This window comes from Bacillus inaquosorum KCTC 13429 (assembly GCF_000332645.1).
GTDB lineage: Bacteria > Bacillota > Bacilli > Bacillales > Bacillaceae > Bacillus > Bacillus inaquosorum.
Genome location: NZ_AMXN01000009.1, coordinates 39,900 through 57,326, shown reverse-complemented (window position 1 = coordinate 57,326; position 17,427 = coordinate 39,900). Strand labels below are relative to the sequence as shown.

At 42.9% G+C, this 17,427-nt stretch carries 13 protein-coding genes; 3 read left to right on the top strand and 10 right to left on the bottom strand.

All coding sequences use genetic code 11. The features are described from left to right. Positions 1–32 precede the first annotated feature (32 nt). Positions 33–1,370 (bottom strand): sodium-dependent transporter, encoded by a 1,338-nt coding sequence (locus tag BSI_RS02580; protein ID WP_003241647.1) that lies wholly within the window; start codon positions 1,368–1,370, stop codon positions 33–35. A gap of 230 nt (positions 1,371–1,600) precedes the next feature. Here BSI_RS02580 and BSI_RS02585 point away from each other — a divergent pair, with 230 nt between their 5' ends. Then, positions 1,601–2,566: a bile acid:sodium symporter family transporter gene (locus tag BSI_RS02585; RefSeq protein WP_003241646.1), complete on the top strand. Its 966-nt coding sequence runs from the start codon at positions 1,601–1,603 to the stop codon at positions 2,564–2,566. Between the two features lie 51 nt (positions 2,567–2,617). Here the strand turns inward: BSI_RS02585 and odhB are convergent, their stop codons facing one another. The 8 genes from odhB to cdaS form a co-directional block, all read right to left on the bottom strand. Further along, complete coding sequence (odhB, locus tag BSI_RS02590; protein ID WP_003241644.1) at positions 2,618–3,871, bottom strand: 2-oxoglutarate dehydrogenase complex dihydrolipoyllysine-residue succinyltransferase; 1,254 nt, start codon at positions 3,869–3,871, stop codon at positions 2,618–2,620. 15 nt (positions 3,872–3,886) lie between these two features. Next, the gene (sucA, locus tag BSI_RS02595) at positions 3,887–6,721 is read right to left on the bottom strand and encodes a 2-oxoglutarate dehydrogenase E1 component (RefSeq protein WP_003241643.1); all 2,835 of its coding nucleotides are present in this window, start codon (positions 6,719–6,721) and stop codon (positions 3,887–3,889) included. A gap of 228 nt (positions 6,722–6,949) precedes the next feature. Further along, positions 6,950–8,866, bottom strand: coding sequence for a vWA domain-containing protein (locus BSI_RS02600; RefSeq protein ID WP_003241641.1), 1,917 nt, complete (start codon positions 8,864–8,866; stop codon positions 6,950–6,952). A gap of 10 nt (positions 8,867–8,876) precedes the next feature. Beyond that, on the bottom strand, positions 8,877–9,767 hold the full coding sequence (locus BSI_RS02605) for an AAA family ATPase (protein WP_003241639.1): 891 nt from the start codon (positions 9,765–9,767) through the stop codon (positions 8,877–8,879). 87 nt (positions 9,768–9,854) lie between these two features. Beyond that, on the bottom strand, positions 9,855–10,442 hold the full coding sequence (locus tag BSI_RS02610; RefSeq protein ID WP_003241637.1) for a superoxide dismutase family protein: 588 nt from the start codon (positions 10,440–10,442) through the stop codon (positions 9,855–9,857). 94 nt (positions 10,443–10,536) lie between these two features. After that, on the bottom strand, positions 10,537–11,772 hold the full coding sequence (cwlS, locus tag BSI_RS02615) for a D-gamma-glutamyl-meso-diaminopimelic acid endopeptidase CwlS (RefSeq protein WP_003241635.1): 1,236 nt from the start codon (positions 11,770–11,772) through the stop codon (positions 10,537–10,539). A gap of 382 nt (positions 11,773–12,154) precedes the next feature. Then, positions 12,155–13,372, bottom strand: coding sequence for a macrolide family glycosyltransferase (locus BSI_RS02620; protein ID WP_003241632.1), 1,218 nt, complete (start codon positions 13,370–13,372; stop codon positions 12,155–12,157). 235 nt (positions 13,373–13,607) lie between these two features. Continuing rightward, positions 13,608–14,222, bottom strand: a complete 615-nt coding sequence (cdaS, locus tag BSI_RS02625; RefSeq protein WP_003241630.1) for a cyclic di-AMP synthase CdaS — start codon at positions 14,220–14,222, stop codon at positions 13,608–13,610. 275 nt (positions 14,223–14,497) lie between these two features. Between cdaS and BSI_RS02630 the strand changes: the two genes are divergently transcribed. Together BSI_RS02630 and rsbRC are read left to right on the top strand one after the other, a co-directional pair. Further along, the gene (locus BSI_RS02630; protein ID WP_003241628.1) at positions 14,498–15,856 is read left to right on the top strand and encodes an MATE family efflux transporter; all 1,359 of its coding nucleotides are present in this window, start codon (positions 14,498–14,500) and stop codon (positions 15,854–15,856) included. Positions 15,857–15,871: 15 nt separating this feature from the next. After that, entirely contained in the window at positions 15,872–16,720 is an 849-nt protein-coding gene (gene rsbRC / locus BSI_RS02635; protein WP_003241625.1) for an RsbT co-antagonist RsbRC, read from the top strand. 25 nt (positions 16,721–16,745) lie between these two features. Here the strand turns inward: rsbRC and bshB2 are convergent, their stop codons facing one another. Then, a complete protein-coding gene (bshB2, locus tag BSI_RS02640) occupies positions 16,746–17,411 on the bottom strand; it encodes a bacillithiol biosynthesis deacetylase BshB2 (RefSeq protein WP_003220099.1) in 666 nt (221 codons plus the stop codon). Between the last annotated feature and the right edge of the window lie 16 nt (positions 17,412–17,427).

Below are 17,427 nucleotides of genomic sequence, written 5' to 3'. Positions count from 1 at the left end.
AAAAAGCCCCCTTTTCCCGGGGGCTTCTTGTTTTAAAAAATGCCTAACACATGTAAAAATACGATAATGATGGCAACAGGTGAAAGATAACGAATGAGCAGGAGCCAAACCGCAAACCACTTTCGTTTGAGGCTGGAACCGCTTTTCAGCTCGTCGAACAAATCCTGTTTCGGTATTTTTAACGGAACAAAAATAGAAATCAATAACGCGCCTAACGGCATTAAAATATTGCTTACAAGATAGTCTGCCGCATCAAAAATGGACAAGTGAAATATAGAGACGTCACTTAAGACACCGTATGATAATGCAGATGGCACTCCGACAATAAAAATAGCAATTCCGCCTAACCAAGCGAATCGTTTTCTTTTATTGACATCGCCTTTTGAAAGCACCGCGACCAAAATTTCCAGCATTGAAAAAGCGGATGTTAGTGCCGCAAATAAAAATAGAAGTAAAAATGCTAATAAAAAGATAATTCCGAACGGCATTTGATTAAATACAGTCGGCAGCACGTTAAATAACAGGACCGGCCCTTGGTCTGGTTTGAGGCCGAATGAAAAGACAGCTGGAAAAATCGCAATTCCGGCCATTACAGCAACAAGCACGTTCAATACAGTTACAGATACAGCGGATTGCACCAGATTTTCCTGTTTCTCTAAATAAGAGCTATACGTTACCATGACAGATACACCAACACTTAGTAAGAAAAAGGATTGTCCCATCGCATATAAAATCGTATTGGCATCAATTGCGGTTAAATCAGGCATCAGGAAAAACTTAAGACCTTCCATTGCGCCATCAAGTGTAATGGAACGCACCATTAATATGACAAATAATATAAAAAGCGCCGGCATTAATACTTGGCTTGCTTTTTCAATTCCGCTGCTTATCCCTTTTGCAACAACTAAAATTGTCACCACCATAAAGAGCAGCTGGCCTCCTACAGCCAAATAAGGATTCGAAATCGTACTTGCAAATATCGTATCAAAACCAGATGTTTGCGATAAACCGCCAGTGAAGCCTTTGATAATATAAACTAAAATCCACCCGCCAACGACACTGTAGAAAGATAAGAGAATAAAGCACGTCGCCATGCCTAAATAACCGATCCAATGCCACTTCGTTCCTGGAGCAAGTGTTTTATAGGACTGAACGGCATCTTTCTGTGTTTTTCTGCCTATGATAAATTCACCTAACAATAAAGGCAGTCCGATTAAAACCGTAAATAAAATAAAAATAAGTAAAAATGCGCCTCCTCCGCTGGTGCCTGCTACATATGGAAATTTCCATATCGCGCCAAGCCCGATAGCTGATCCTGCCGCGGCTAAAATAAAGCCGAGCTTCGAAGACCATTGATTCGCTTCCTTCACCCTATCACTCCTATTTTATCTAACCATTATAAAGATTCATTGTAAGAATATCTTCCTATATAGTCAAGAACATTTTAATTAGTTTACATAATATATCTACTGTCATCTATTTAAAGCCAATCCGTCTATTGATATTGAATTATTCAGAAAATTAATTATAATAAGAGAATGTTTAAAATTTTGTGAGAATTTCCGCTGAAGTTCTTGATAAATGTGTAAGGAGTGTTTTTATGGACATCATTAGAAAAATAAGTCATTTCGCGGGACAAACCTTCGGCATATGGGTCATTGTTTTTGCCGTGCTGGGATTTTCTTTCCCGTCTTTATTTACGTGGATCAGTTCTTATATTACGATTTTTCTTGGCATTATCATGTTTGGAATGGGTCTTACATTGCAAGCCGATGATTTCAAAGAGCTGCTCAGAAAGCCTTGGCACGTCATCATTGGAGTGATTGCTCAGTATACCATCATGCCGCTCGTTGCTTTTGGATTGGCATTTGGACTGCATCTGCCAGCTGAAATTGCAGTGGGTGTTATCCTTGTGGGTTGCTGCCCTGGGGGAACTGCATCTAATGTCATGACATTTTTAGCAAAAGGAAATACGGCGCTTTCTGTTGCTGTTACAACAATATCTACCTTGTTGGCACCTGTTGTAACACCGGTTTTGATTATGCTGTTTGCAAAGGAATGGCTTCCAGTCTCGCCGGGGTCTTTGTTTATTTCAATCTTACAGGCTGTGTTATTTCCGATCATTGCAGGCCTGATCGTCAAAATGTTTTTCAGAAAACAAGTCGCAAAAGCCGTACATGCCCTTCCGCTTGTTTCTGTCATTGGCATCGTTGCAATTGTCTCAGCTGTCGTCAGCGGCAACCGGGAAAATCTGCTTCAATCAGGGTTGCTCATTTTTTCTGTTGTCATCCTGCATAACGGTATCGGTTATTTGCTTGGATTTCTTTGCGCAAAGCTTTTAAAAATGGATTATCCGTCTCAAAAAGCGATTGCAATCGAAGTCGGCATGCAAAATTCAGGACTTGGGGCGGCACTAGCCACGGCTCATTTCTCACCGCTATCTGCCGTACCAAGCGCGATATTCAGTGTGTGGCATAACCTTTCAGGTTCCATGCTTGCAACATACTGGTCAAAAAAAGCGAAAAGGAAACAAACAGCAGCCAACAGCAGCGATCTGTCTCTTTAAATACGCAAACAAAAAAGGTACATCACTTTTATCGTGATGTACCTTTTTTTATTAGCCCTCTAATAAAAGCTGTTCAGGATCTTCTAGTAAATTTTTGATTGTCACTAGGAAACCAACCGCTTCTTTACCGTCTACAATCCGGTGATCATAAGATAAAGCGATATACATCATCGGACGGTTTTCGAAGCGCTCTTCATCAATTGCCACAGGGCGCAGCTGAATCTTATGCATGCCCAGTATACCGACTTGAGGGCTGTTTAAAATCGGAGTCGACATCAGTGAACCGAAAGTCCCTCCGTTTGTAATGGTGAAGGAGCCCCCCTGTAGCTCACTAAGGGTTAATTTATTGTTTCTTGCTTTTTTCGCAAGCTCGCCAATTTCTTTTTCGATTCCTGCAAATGTCAGGCGGTCCGCATCCCGTACAACCGGAACGACAAGGCCTTCATCAGCCGCAACAGCGATCCCAATATCGTAGAATTTCTTAACGATCAGTTCATCGCCTTGAATTTCCGCATTCAGCAGCGGATATTTTTTCAACGCAGCTACGACCGCTTTCGTAAAGAAAGACATGAAGCCGAGCTTCACTTCGTTTTGCTCAAAGAATTGATCTTTGCGGCGTTTTCTGAGATTCATGACAGCCGTCATGTCTACTTCATTAAATGTAGTCAGCATCGCCGATGTTTGCTGTACCTCTACAAGGCGTTTTGCAATCGTTTGTCTGCGGCGTGACATTTTTTGCACTTCAACAGGTTTCTCAAAGCTTTGCTGTGCTTTTTGAGCCTGAGGCTGCTGTCTTTGCTGAGGAGCCGGTTTTGACGCTGGTTTTTCGTACGCTTCGACATCATGCTTGCGCACTCTTCCTAACGGATCTCCCGTTGGAACCTGAGACAAGTCAATTCCTTTCTCTCTTGCCAGCTTACGGGCTGAAGGAGAAGCAATCGTTCTTGATTTTGCTTCGGCTTGCGTTTCCTCGCTCACCTCTTGTGCCGCTGGTTCAGCTTGCTTCTCTACTTTTTCGCTTTCCTTGCTTTCAGCTTTCTCTGAAGGAGCAGGGGCAGAACTTTCACCCGCGCCTTCTGAAATAGTACCGATAATTTCTCCGACTTGGACGGTATCACCCGAATCTTTCAATACCTCTTGAAGTACACCCGATTCTTCTGCTGTCAATTCAACATTTACTTTGTCCGTTTCTAGTTCAAGCAGATATTCACCCTGTTCTACATAATCACCAGGCTGCTTTAACCATTGGGCTATTGTTCCTTCTGAGATTGATTCTGCTAATTCAGGTACCTTAATTTCCGCCATTTTTTCATTTCCCCCTTAGTTTTTGCGAGTCAAGCTATCAGATACAATACGTTCCTGTTCTTTTTTATGAACTGTCGGATCTCCCTCTGCAGGGCTGGATCGTCTTCTCCGTCCAATATATTGAACGCTTACTCCCTGTGGTGCAATTTCTGTCAAATACGGGCTGATATAACTCCAAGCCCCCATGTTCTGCGGCTCTTCCTGCACCCAAACGATTTCTTTCAGGTTCGGAAGTTTTGCAAATAATTCTTTGACTCCTTTTGCCGGGAATGGATACAGCTGTTCAATTCTCGCAATGTGAAGCCACTCTTTACCGTCTTCTAATTTATTGAAATGATCACTGATGTCTATGGACACTTTACCGCTGGATAATACAAGTCTGGTTACTTTTTCATAGTCATGAGAAAGTCCGGACTGTTCGTAAACAGGCTGGAAGCGGCTTTCGCTGAGCTCCTGCACTTCCGAAACCGTATTCGGATTACGAAGAAGGCTCTTCGGCGTCATAATGACGAGCGGTCTGATCTCTTCACGAAGCAGCATTTTCGCCTGTCTTCTTAAAATATGGAAATACTGTGCAGCGCTTGTCAGATTGGCAACCGTCCAGTTGTTCTCCGCGGCAAGCTGCAGGAACCGCTCGATTCTTCCGCTTGAGTGCTCAGGCCCCTGTCCCTCGTAACCGTGCGGAAGCAGCATAACTAATCCAGATTTTTGGCCCCATTTCGCACGTCCGGCAGAAATGAATTGGTCAAAATACACTTGAGCAGCGTTGGCAAAATCTCCGTACTGCGCTTCCCACATGACAAGCGTTTCCGGTGAATGCACGTTATAGCCGTATTCAAAGCCGAGAACCGATCCTTCAGACAGCGGGCTGTTATGAACAGCAAACGATGTGCCACAGTCAGATAAGTGATGAAGCGGCACAAATTCTTCACCCGTCTCACTGTCATGAAGCACAAGGTTTCTTTGGGCGAACGTTCCGCGCTCGGAATCCTGTCCTGTTAAACGAATCGGTGTTCCGTCTTTCAAAATAGAAGCAAACGCAAGTGATTCAGCCAAAGACCATTCCACTTTTCTGTCATCATCAAACGCCTTTGCGCGTCTTTCTAAAATGCGCTTTAGCTTGCCGAAAACGTTAAACGACTCCGGCCAGTTGACCAATTCGCCATTCAGCTTGCGAAGCACATCAAAATCAATGGAGGTGTCCACATCAGGGAAACCGTTTGAAACAGGCTCTGGAAGTTCAATTTCACAGGCGGTATGTTCCTTTTTAGCCGGCACTTTCTGATAAGCATCCTCAATGCGCTTCGTTACCGATTTTTCGATGTTTTGAACAACTTCCTCGGTAAGCACGCCTTCGTTCACAAGCTTTTCGGCGAAAATTTGTTTGACGGTCGGATGCTTTCTGACAGCATCATACAGCATTGGCTGAGTGGTTGACGGCTCATCCATTTCGTTGTGTCCGTAGCGTCTGTACCCGATCAAGTCAATTAGAAAGTCCTTGTTGAATGTTTTTCGGTATTCGACCGCAAACTTAACAGCTGAAAGACAGGCTTCAGGATCGTCTGCATTTACGTGAACAATCGGAATTTCATAGCCCTTCGCCAGGTCACTGGCATAGTTTGTCGATCTTGATTCAGCGCTTTCTGTTGTGAATCCGATCATGTTATTGGCAATAATATGAATCGCACCGCCTACTTGATACCCTTTTAAAGAGCTTAAATTCAATGTTTCAGCAACAATTCCTTCCCCAGGGAATGCAGCGTCTCCATGAATTAAAATGGCAAGCGATTTTGTTTCATCCTGCACCGGGTATCCGCTTTGTGTTCTTGTTTCTTGTGCCGCTCTTGTACTGCCTTCAACAATTGGATTGATAAATTCCAAGTGGCTCGGGTTGTTTGCTAACGTAATGCGTGCTGATTTTGTTTCAGCGTCTTGAAGCTCCCGATTTGCCCCCAGATGGTATTTCACATCCCCTGTCCATCCGTAGCTGATTCCGATTGATCCCTCAGACGGGACAAGGTCTTTGTTCGGCGCATGCTGAAATTCAGAGAAAATAATTTCATACGGTTTGCCGAGCACGTGAGCCAATACATTCAGGCGCCCCCTGTGCGCCATTCCGATGTTGACACTGGTCGTACCTGATTTGACAGATTGTGCAATAATGTCATCCAGCACTGGTACAAGCGCGTCCAATCCCTCAATGGAAAAGCGCTTCTGTCCGACGAATGTGCGGTGCAAAAACTGCTCGAAGCCCTCTACTTCTGTCAGTCTCTCCAGCACAGCCGACAGTTTTTCAGCTGAGTTCTTCTGGAACAGCTCGCCAGATTCAATCTTTCTCGTCAGCCACTCACGCTCTTTGAAGTCATGCACATGGTCAAATTCAAATGAGATCGTTCTTTTATAGGTATTTCGTAAATACTGAATGGCTTCTAGACCGTTCGTAATGTTTTTAGGAGCGTCTTTACAAATCACTGACGCAGGTATTGCTTTTATTTCTTCTTCTGTTAGCCCGTAATCGGATAATGGAAAGAGTTCGCTCTTTTTCCCATCCTTTCTGAGCGGATTGACGGAAGCGTTTAAATGGCCATAGGTTCGGATATCTTCTGCAAGTCTGACTGCGGATGCGATCTTTTGAATCAGATCGGCTGTAACACGTCCCTTTTCTTTTGTTCCCGAGGCCTCTTTTATATCGCTTGGCGGAGCACCGAGCTCGTCGAACATGTCCTTTAGATCCGGATCAATGCTGTTCGGATCTTGGGTATACTGATCGTAAAGCTCCAGCGCATAGCCGAGGTTCGGACCGTAAAAATCTTCCCAATTCATTCGTTGTTTCATACTATTTTGAAACATTTGAATATTACCCCCAACTTAGATAATCAAGTGAATGATTCACTATCTTAAAATAACTTTCGAACACTGTGTCCAAAATTATGTAATAAAAACGCTTCCAACGATATTTTACCACTGTTTGCAATTTGATTCTACCTTGATTGTTCACAAAATAGTAAAAAACCTTTATAAAAAACAAAAAATTTAATCATTTGAAAAAAGAAACGCCAAAAAGCATAGGATAAAGGGCTATCCTATGCTTTTATGGAGCAGTTTTTTCAGCAGCGGATACAGAACATCCGGGAGCTGATCGACATCCGGGACAAATATACTGAATTTTCCGTACATATCCTGAATGGTCTTCATTTGCGATTCTTCTATTTCTGAGTTGGAGAGAAAAACATTTATCACTTCTATTCCTCTTTTTCGGGCTTCAATAACCGCTTCACTTGTATCGACAATCCCGTTTTGTTCATAGCCAAATGCAGCCGGCTCTCCATCTGAGAAAACGATTAAGAACTTTTGTGCCTCGCTGCGCTGCAGCAATTTTTTCGTCATCTGCCGGATCGCATAGCCGTCACGGTTATCTTCCTCAGGCTCGAGCTGCATAATTGCAGGCCCAGCATCTTGTCTTAATGACGATTGGAAAGGAATAACCGTATTGAAATAGTTTGGCTGGCTTGTTTCGGTTGCATCGTTTGTGTCCTCCCAGAAGCCGACAATCTGATGCGGAACCGCTACCGATTTCAACGCTTCGTGAAACAACACGATTCCCCGTTTTGTTTCGTCCATTTTGTCGAACATGCTGGCTGAACAGTCGACCAGCAATGTAAAAACTGCGTCAATTTCTGAAGACGGTTCTTGCTTTTTGTAGAATAGACGCGGATTTCGCTCAGTGAAGTAGCGCAGAAGCTTATTGTTCAGCCGTCCGGCATGAAGGTCTGTTCTCGGCAATGTTTTTTTATGCTCCAGCGTTTTTTGAATCATTTGTTTTAAACGCTTTTGATACGACTCAATCGTTTTTGCCTGCTGTTTATAGGAAAGCTCCTCTTCACTGGTTGCCGGCTGAGGTTCTTTGTAAATCGGAAATGCGTATTTATTTTCTTTGCCGTCAGCCATACCCGCTCCGTTCGGCTGGTCTTTTTGGGACTCCAGCGCTTCCAGCTTGGAATAGTCTTTCCGTTTTGTTTGTCTGGCTGATCCTTGGACAGAGCCAAGGGCTTGATCTCCATCGTCGCCTTCCCTTGAAGCGTCTTTACCTAAATCTGATTTTGCGCCGTGTTCAATATCGAATTGAAGGAAGCTTTTAGCCGGTGCTTCTGTTTCCCGGTGCCACGTCGGCATTTCTTCTTCATGAATATCCTCATCACCGTCTGATTTTTTCGGAAGCGTGATGTCATCACTCAGCTTAGGCGCTTTTTTCTCTTCTTCAAATAACGGCTGTTCCGCAGCTTTTGCGTAATCAAGCTCAGGTAAAAAGAAGTAGGTGTTCAGCATATCCTTATCGAGCACCTCTTCAAGCCCGTCCATGAGGTCTTCAACAATTTTCAGAATCTGCCGTGTCGAATCTGCTTCATACACGCGAAGGAGCTGCTGCTCAATAAACGGGCGCATCAGATCAATATCTTCACGCATAGACGGAAGGGTCTCGAGCGGCGATTCCGTTGTTAGCTTGACATAGATCGCACAAAAGAGGGCATCCGTAAAAATGCTTCGTTCTAAATTTAAGGTCAGCTGGGTAGAGAAGTGTTTTCTGTACATGTCTTTTCGCTTCGCAAATACATGTTTTGTACCCGGACGCTCGTGTTTGATGCATTCTTCAATTCTGATGTCCTCAAGCAGCATAAACAGCTGCTTGGCAAAGCTTTTGAACGTAAGATGCCGATGGATATCATCCAAAAAGTTCGCAAACTCTTGCAGCGAGCTATATCTCGTTCCGACCGAACGCAGGTAGACGTCGCTTTTCAGACCCGCCTCCATGTCCTCGGCTGCTCTGTCTTTCCAAAAGTGGCTCATATAGATTTTCTTTTCAAATGGATTGTAATAGGACTGAACGCCATACTCCACTTCTACCGCTTCACTCTTGGTGAGTGTTTTGGCCAAATCAGTCAGCATCATAAATAAAAACGAATCAATTGTGCTGTCGTTAAATTTGATAAATTTCATCGCAGCTCCCTCATTCAAACAGAGTTTCTGCAATATTTCGAACGGCCGCCTTTTCCCGGTCATCATCAAGCTTCTCTACAATTCCCCGTTCGATGGCACGACGCGGCGGAATATAAGCGGCTAAATCACATGTATCGATTAAAGCTCTGATGGATGCGGCTTCTTCAGACACCTGTCCGTTATTAGCCTGAACAATCAAGTCAGAGGAAAGCGTGATAAACCGGTCAATCAATTTCTCATCTTGCAGAGCTGACTGAGACATAAGCACTTGTTTCAGCAGCTCGCCTTTAATATAAGGCACATCGATGATGACAAAACGGTTTTTCAATGCTTCATTCAGCGGAACAGTTCCAACATAGCCTTCATTGATGGCTGCAATAACTCCGAATCCGCCTTTAGCCCGAATGACCTCGCCTGTAAACGGATTTGTCATCATTTTTCTGTAATCTAATACACCGTTTAAAATGGGCAGTGTTTCCGGCTTTGCCATATTGATTTCATCTATATAAAGAAAATGGCCTTCCTTCATGGCTTTTGTGACAGGTCCTGAAACAAACTCGATCGTCGCCTGGCCAGATTGATTTTCAATTGTTTTATAGCCGACCAAGGCTTCTGCATCCAAGTCAACTGAACAGTTGACACTGTGCATCGGTTTATGAAAATAGCTGGACAATGTTTCTGCCAGCTTTGTTTTTCCTGAGCCTGTAGGCCCTTTCAGCAGGACATTTTTTCCCATGGCTAATGCGATAATGGCGTCGAATAAAATGGCTTCATCCTCCGCCTCATAGCCTGATGTCCCGATGAGTGACTGAAACTCTGGGGAAATTGGCTGATCTTTATATGATAAAAGCTTTTTTTGTATATCTTCCGGCAATGTTAAGTGCTGTAATTGAGTTGTCATAGACAGGTTCCCTTTCCTATTCGTATTCCATTAACGAGTATACTAAAAAAGCCCCTGTATGCTCAATACAAAAGGGCTTGGATGATATTACTGCTTTTCGTTATTGCCTGAAAGGGCTCCGCAGACGATACGCGCACCTGAATTCCCGCTTGGATTCGTCAAATAATCGTCGGCATGTTCATGAATAATAAACGCACTTCCGTCCTGGTCGAGAATATTTAGTTTACTTCCTTTTTTCAGTGAGGTGTCCGGCGCATTCATAATGACATCTACTTTTCCATCAGCACCGACTTCAAGGTTCGGTAGATCTCCGGCATGATGCCCCATCGGATTGTTGAAGCCGTGTTCTTTGTTCAGCGGATTAAAGTGACCTCCCGCTGATTCAAAATCCGGCCTGACACATGAACCTTTCTCATGGATATGAAAACCGAGTGAAGCGCCGGGGCGCAGGCTGTTTGCGGAAATATGAATGTCGAGTCCTTCGTTTTCTGATTCTTTGAGTTCTATAAAACCTACTGCTTTGCCTCCACGATTAACCAGCTGGACATGATGACCAAACGCAGACGTTTCAACCGCTTCTTTTTCCGGTACCCGCTTAGGAGGGTCAGGAGGGTTTTGTCCGCATCCCGCAGCTCCCAGCGCCGTCACCATCATCAACAGCAAGAGACGGTACATACTGTCTCCCCCTTGTTTTTTCTAACAGTGTGGTCAATCATTGTCTGATATAAACAAAAAAAGCCTATAAAAAGGCTTTTTGTCATACTCGTTTTTAAAAATAGCTTCTTGCTCCCAAGTAGCGCTGTTTCCAATAAGAATTGCTGAGATTGGAAATGTCTACGCCCGATGAGCTTGCATGAATAAAGTCTCCGCCGCCTAGGTAAATTCCCATGTGAGACGGGCCGGATTTATATGTGGTAAAGAAAACAAAATCCCCGACTGACGGCTGGCTGACTTTTTGCATGACATTCCAATACCCTGCCGTACTCAATCTTGATATCGATGATACATTATTAATGAGGTAATAAATGAAGCCGCTGCAATCAAAACCGGCAGGCGTGTTTCCTCCCCAGCGGTACGGCACTCCGACATATTTTTTCGCTTCTGTTATCATTCTGTCAATCTTCGAGCCTATTTGAATGTTTGACCCTGAGTTATCTTTTGGCTTTGTCTGATTTGAATTGTTAGACTTTGTTGTTCCCGAGATAGTCAGAACCTGTCCGATTTGCAGCACATCAGATGATAAATTGTTTTTATCACGGATGCTTTGCACAGTGACTCCGAGCTGATTCGCGATTTTCCACAGCGAATCGCCTGCTTTCACCTTGTATGTAGTTGTTTTGGAGGAATTAGAGTTTGACGGCTTCTTGGAACCGCTGTTTCCGCTCTTGGGTGAGCTGCTTCCTTTTATTTTGAGTACCTGTTTAGGATAAAGCGTATCTGATGTTAAGCCATTTAATGTTTTCAATTCAGCTACTGTCATATTTAAGCTGTTTGCGATTTTCCACAGTGAGTCACCCAGCTTAACTGTATATGTACTTTTTGAAGAGCCTGAAGAATTGGAACCGCTGTTTTTCTTTGATCCATTTGAGCCGCTTGAACTGCTTGTCCCTTTGATCTTAAGCTTTTGCCCTGGACGAATCAGGTCACTGCTCAGGCTGTTTAAGCTTTTAAGCTCAGAAACACTCATTTTATGATTTTTAGCAATCATCCATAGCGAGTCACCATATGCAACAGTGTACGTTGACGTTTTGCTTGAGTTTGATGAAGGTGTCGTGCTTTTTTTGCTGTTTTCAGGAATCTTAAGGCTTTGTCCGACATAAAGCACCGACGATTTCAATTTGTTTTCGGATTTCAGTTTGGATATTGTCGTATCATATTGGCGGGAAAGTTTCCAAAGAGAATCACCGCTTTTTACTTTTATCGTTTTTGCTTCCGCGGGCGCTGCTGCCATCGATGACCCAACAACTGCAGAAACAGCCAAGCCGGCTACAATCTTCTTTTTCATTCATTCAACCTCCTAAACTGTTTATTGCTCAAAAAACAGATAGTATTTTATTTCCAAAAATGGCGCACATCAGTTTTATCGTCACTTCTTCAAAAAGTTAAATCCTTTTCAAACATTCGGCAGCAATTTCAGCATCGTTCGACCTTTAAATCTTCAAATAAACACCTAACATTTTACATAACCTGCATCTATTTTTCGAAAGTCTAAAGAACTATTTAAGCGGGGGCAAAAATGATGTTTTTCTATTGATGAACGAAGCAGATTTTCCTCCTTCCTTGTCTGTTTTTCTTATCAATTCTCTATTGGCGTGTCAAATCCCTTCCTCTGCTTTCTTACGAAAATTCCAAAATGCCTGTTCTTTTGATAAGAACAGGCATTTATATTATGCGTTGGCTGATTGAGTTTTGTGTTTCACAACTTCAAGAATGCTGTCGGCCGCTTTTTTAGAACCGCCTGCCGCTTTCAGTGATTGTCCAATTTCTTTTGCCTTTTCAGCATACACAGGATTGTTCATCACTTCTTGAATCGTTTCTTTCAGAAGGCTTTCAGATAGTTGATCTTTTTTCAGAACTTTCCCTGCGCCGATTTTTTCCACTTGATTTCCGACGGCAAATTGGTCAGCTCCCATCGGAATAACAACAAGCGGAGTTTCAAAATACAAACCTTCACTTGTGCTGTTCATTCCGCCGTGGGTCACAAATAAACTGGCCCTTTTCAGGATCTCAAGCTGAGGGACATACGGGCGTACAATGAAATTCTCCGGAATGTCGTTTAACTCATTTGCTTTGATATGCTTGCCGATGGAAAGCACAACCTTACCGTCAAAGTCTTTACAAACCTCAAGACATTGATTAAAAAACTGCTTTTGATTGTTAAAAATGGTTCCCATCGAAATAAACAGCACGTTTTCATTGTCAATCTGCTCAAATGGGAAATCATTGTTTCCGGCTCTTTCCGTAATTGAAGGGCCAACAAATACATACTGATCGCCGAATTGCTCAGCCATTGGCTGAAATTCCCTTGATGTAAAGACAATCGTCAAGTCCCCCTCTGAAGAAAAAACGTCAAATGGCTTCTTGATCCCTGCCTGAAAATCAGTATTTAATGTTTCTGCAAGCTGCTTGTAAGATTCATAATGAGGTGAATCTTCAAATGATCCTCTCATGTATGCACCCATCATTTCCTTTAGAAATTCCTCATTCATCGCAAAGGTTGTACACAGTGAAAATCTCGGCAGCTTCAACAGGTTGGCAATGATTTTACCGGCCAGTAGGTGGTGATCATATATGACATAATCATACGACTCATGTTTGACTTCATCATAAATATGAGTCGCGATATCCTTACAGCCTTTCAAAAAAGCGCAGATCATTTCTGTGAAATCTCTTTCTTCATCTCCGGTTGCATTCTTTCCGAAGTAATCTTCCCGGAAATCATGATACTCACGAAACTCAATATCAAGAGCTGCAATTTTTTCTTTGTATTCCTTCACTGCGTAGTAGGTAATATGTTCTCCCCGTGATTTCAACTCCTTCATTACACCGATAGACGGATTAATATGCCCTTCACCGGGAAAGCCGATCATTAATACATTAGCCATGCGGCAACACCCTTCCTTTAAAAATTTATGTAATATTTTATACGGTACTATAAATACATAATTAGGTAAAGTATTTAACTTAATTAATATTCATTAGATATAACTTTTCTACCAGTTTATATTTCCTGCCTTCAAGACAAAAAGCATTCAGCTTGAAGTGAATGCTTTAAAAAAGATCCGAATTCAGTCATTTTGTCTCATGATAGGATTCATTATCAGGCCCTTATATTTATTTTTACGTTCTTGGCGAAATTAACGGATATAATACACCGTCTTTTGCAAACGACATCTTCCCTGTCTCCTCTGAAACAACAAGCACAAGCGCGTCCGTATACCCCGACATTCCAAGAGCCGCGCGGTGCCGGGTTCCCAGATGGATATCCACATCCTTTGTTGTCAGTGGGAGTACATTAGCTGCTGATACGAGTTTATTTTCCCTTACCAATAAAGCGCCGTCATGAAGAGGATTTCCGGGGAAAAAGATGCTCTCAATTAATGAAGCGCTGATCTCCGCATGAAGGGATGTTCCTTTTTGAATAAAATGTTCAACAGGGTCCACTCTTTCAATCACAATTAAAGCACCATGCTTATGTTCCGATAAGGCTTTAATCGCCTTGGCCAGCTCAATAAATGCCGGCGTAAATTCCTCAATGTATGATTGCAAATAAAAGGATGATGCGATCCCCTGCATGTCCTGAAAAATATGCCCCAATTCATCTAATTCACAAAGGAGGCACTGGTCTTTTTCGTGAAGCGCCTTCAAAATTAGCGATGCATCACCTAATATTTGCTCTAAGTACACTTGTATTTTCCCCTTGAATGCATTTTCTGACATCTGCTCATAACGCATAGACCTTCATCTCCTTTTCAAATTTCCAACCTTTCACGCATGCTTATCTTATTGATGCACATTCTATTGGTAAAGGAGGGATGTAAAGAATGGAAATCGAAAGAATCATTCAGTATATTTGCACCTTTTTAGGCGTGATTTCGCTTTCTTTTATTTATGCCCAAATGTTTAGAAAAACGAAACCGACAAAAAAAGAATAGGCCTGGCGTTCATTGCTTTTTATACATAAAATGTTATAATTTCTCTCGTTATGAAAAAGAAACGGAGATCAATGTATGAAAGAAACTCGAAACGCCCGGCAGAAGATCAAACAGCTTTTGCACATTTTAATTCCGATATTAATTACCCAGGCGGGACTATCTCTTATGACTTTTTTAGATACTGTAATGTCAGGGAAAGTCAGCCCCGCTGATTTAGCCGGTGTCGCCATTGGCTCAAGTCTTTGGACCCCTGTTTATACAGGACTTGCAGGCATATTAATGGCGGTCACCCCGATTGTCGCTCAGCTTTTAGGCGCTGAAAAAAAACAGAAGATTCCCTTTACTGTTTTACAGGCTGTATACGTGGCCGCGCTTCTTAGCATCGCCGTTTTAGCGATTGGATATGCTGCAGTTGACCTTATTCTTGGCCGATTAGACCTTGAGGCTCACGTGCATCAGATTGCCAAACACTTTTTAGGGTTTTTATCGCTGGGAATTTTCCCTTTATTTGTTTACACTGTTTTGAGATCATTCATTGACTCATTAGGGAAAACGAGAGTCACAATGATGATTACACTCAGTTCTCTTCCGATCAATTTTGTATTGAATTACGTATTCATCTTTGGGAAATTCGGAATGCCTGCCCTTGGCGGCGTCGGTGCCGGGCTAGCGTCCGCGCTTACATATTGGTGTATCTGCATCATCAGTTTTTTCATTATTCATAAAGCCGCGCCATTTTCCGAATACGGGATTTTCCTTACAATGTATAAGTTCTCTTGGAAAGCGTGTAAAAATATGCTCAAAATCGGGCTGCCTATTGGGTTCGCCGTGTTTTTTGAAACGAGCATTTTCGCAGCTGTCACGCTTCTGATGAGCCATTTTGATACAGTGACCATCGCGTCCCACCAGGCGGCCATGAACTTTGCTTCGCTTTTATATATGCTGCCGCTTAGCGTGTCCATGGCTTTAACAATTGTTGTCGGTTTTGAAGCCGGTGCAGCCCGATTTAAAGATGCACGCTCATATAGCTTGATCGGCATCATGATGGCGATTGGCTTTTCTTTGTTAACTGCAGCCTGTATCCTGTCATTTAGAGCGCAAATTGCCGGCATGTACACTTCTGACCCCGATGTGCTCCTGCTGACACAGCACTTTTTAATTTATGCGCTGTTTTTTCAGCTTTCCGATGCTGTGGCCGCACCTATCCAGGGAGCGCTCAGAGGATACAAAGATGTGAACTATACGCTTGCGGCCGCATTTGTCTCTTACTGGGTCATTGGCCTTCCTGTCGGTTATGCGGTCGGTACGTTTACAAGCCTTGGCGCGTTCGGTTATTGGATCGGGTTAATTGCAGGACTCGCCGCCGGGGCAGTTGGGCTGTTTTTCAGGCTGGCTAAACTGCAAAAACGTTATTCGCAAAAACAATACAGTTAAAAGAGGTGATCATACATGGCAAAAAATAAAAAATTATACGAATATCTTTCTCAGCATGCGGAGACCATCAGTTCAACATGGTATGAAACAATTGAGGAGACTGATCCGAATTCCATATATGCATCAACAGACCCTGCTGTCATTCACAATTTAAAGAGCCAGAATCTTGCCTTCAACTATAAAATAAACCGTATTTTTATAGATGATGAAGATGTGTACCTGCCTATACTGAAAGAATGGGCCTTTGAAGTCACACAGGATCAAGAGCATTTAAAGACTCCTATCCACTATATTATCCGGGAGTTTGTCAGAGTGAGAGATTTATATGTTTCCTATGTGAAAGAATTTGTCCATATCAATCAGGACACTGTGAAAGGCGAAGAAGCCGAAGATCTTTATCACGCCCTTATAAAAGCGTTTGATCTTGTGATTCATATTTTTATAGAAGAAATGTACAAAAACACAAGTCTTCAGCTTCAAGCCCAAAAAGATATGATTACTGAATTAAGCGCGCCGGTCATCGTGCTGTTTCACAGCGTCGGGCTGCTGCCTTTAATCGGAGATATTGATACAGTCCGCGCCAAACTGATTATGGAAAACACACTGCATCAATGTGCGGAGAAAAAGGTGACACAGCTGTATATTGATTTGTCAGGAGTAGCTGTTATTGATACGATGGTTGCCCACCAGCTGTTCAGCCTGATTGAGGCGCTTCGTTTAATCGGCGTTTCATCAACTTTGTCGGGAATCCGCCCTGAAATAGCGCAAACAGCGGTTCAGCTTGGTTTGTCTTTCGAAGATATTTCCCTGAGATCCACCCTCGCTTCAGCGATTGCATCTGACTTGAAATTAAAAAAGGTATAAGGCTAAAGGCCTTATACCTTTTTGATTAATCATTCCATTGATACGTCCAATATACTTCTTCTTCAAACCATGTTGCCATAACAGGTTCATTGTTTTTCAATTTTTCTTCAAGCTCTCTGAGCATGCCTTCTGTTTGAGTGCGGTGAGCTCTTAATGCATTCATTTTAATATCAGCTACTTCTTTGATATCAAGTACGACATCTGCTTCGCCGAGAACTTCTTCCCTGTTGCGTGTAATGGCCATGCAGAGCGTACGCGGACGGTCTTCTTTCTTTTTACGGTACAATGCACGGATAACCGCTTCCCCACATGCATCATGGTCAGGGTGCACGCCGTGTCCAGGATAAAATGTGACAATTAAACTTGGTTTTACATCATCTATGATCTCTTCCATGATATCAGCTAAATACTCATCGTCTTCAAATTCGAGCGTTTTGTCACGGAGCCCAAGCATCCGAAGGTCATTGATATCCATTTCTTTGCATGCGTTAATAAGCTCTTGTTTTCTTAATAGCGGCAACGTTTCCCGATTCGCAAAAAATGGATCGCCCATATTTCTGCCCATTTCACCTAAAGTGGCGCAGGCGTACGTAACCGGAATGTCTTTTTTTCTGTTTAAGGCAATCAGGCCTGCCACTCCGTATGATTCGTCATCAGGGTGAGGCAGGATTACAAGTACATGTTCTTTCATTATTTTTCACCCTTTT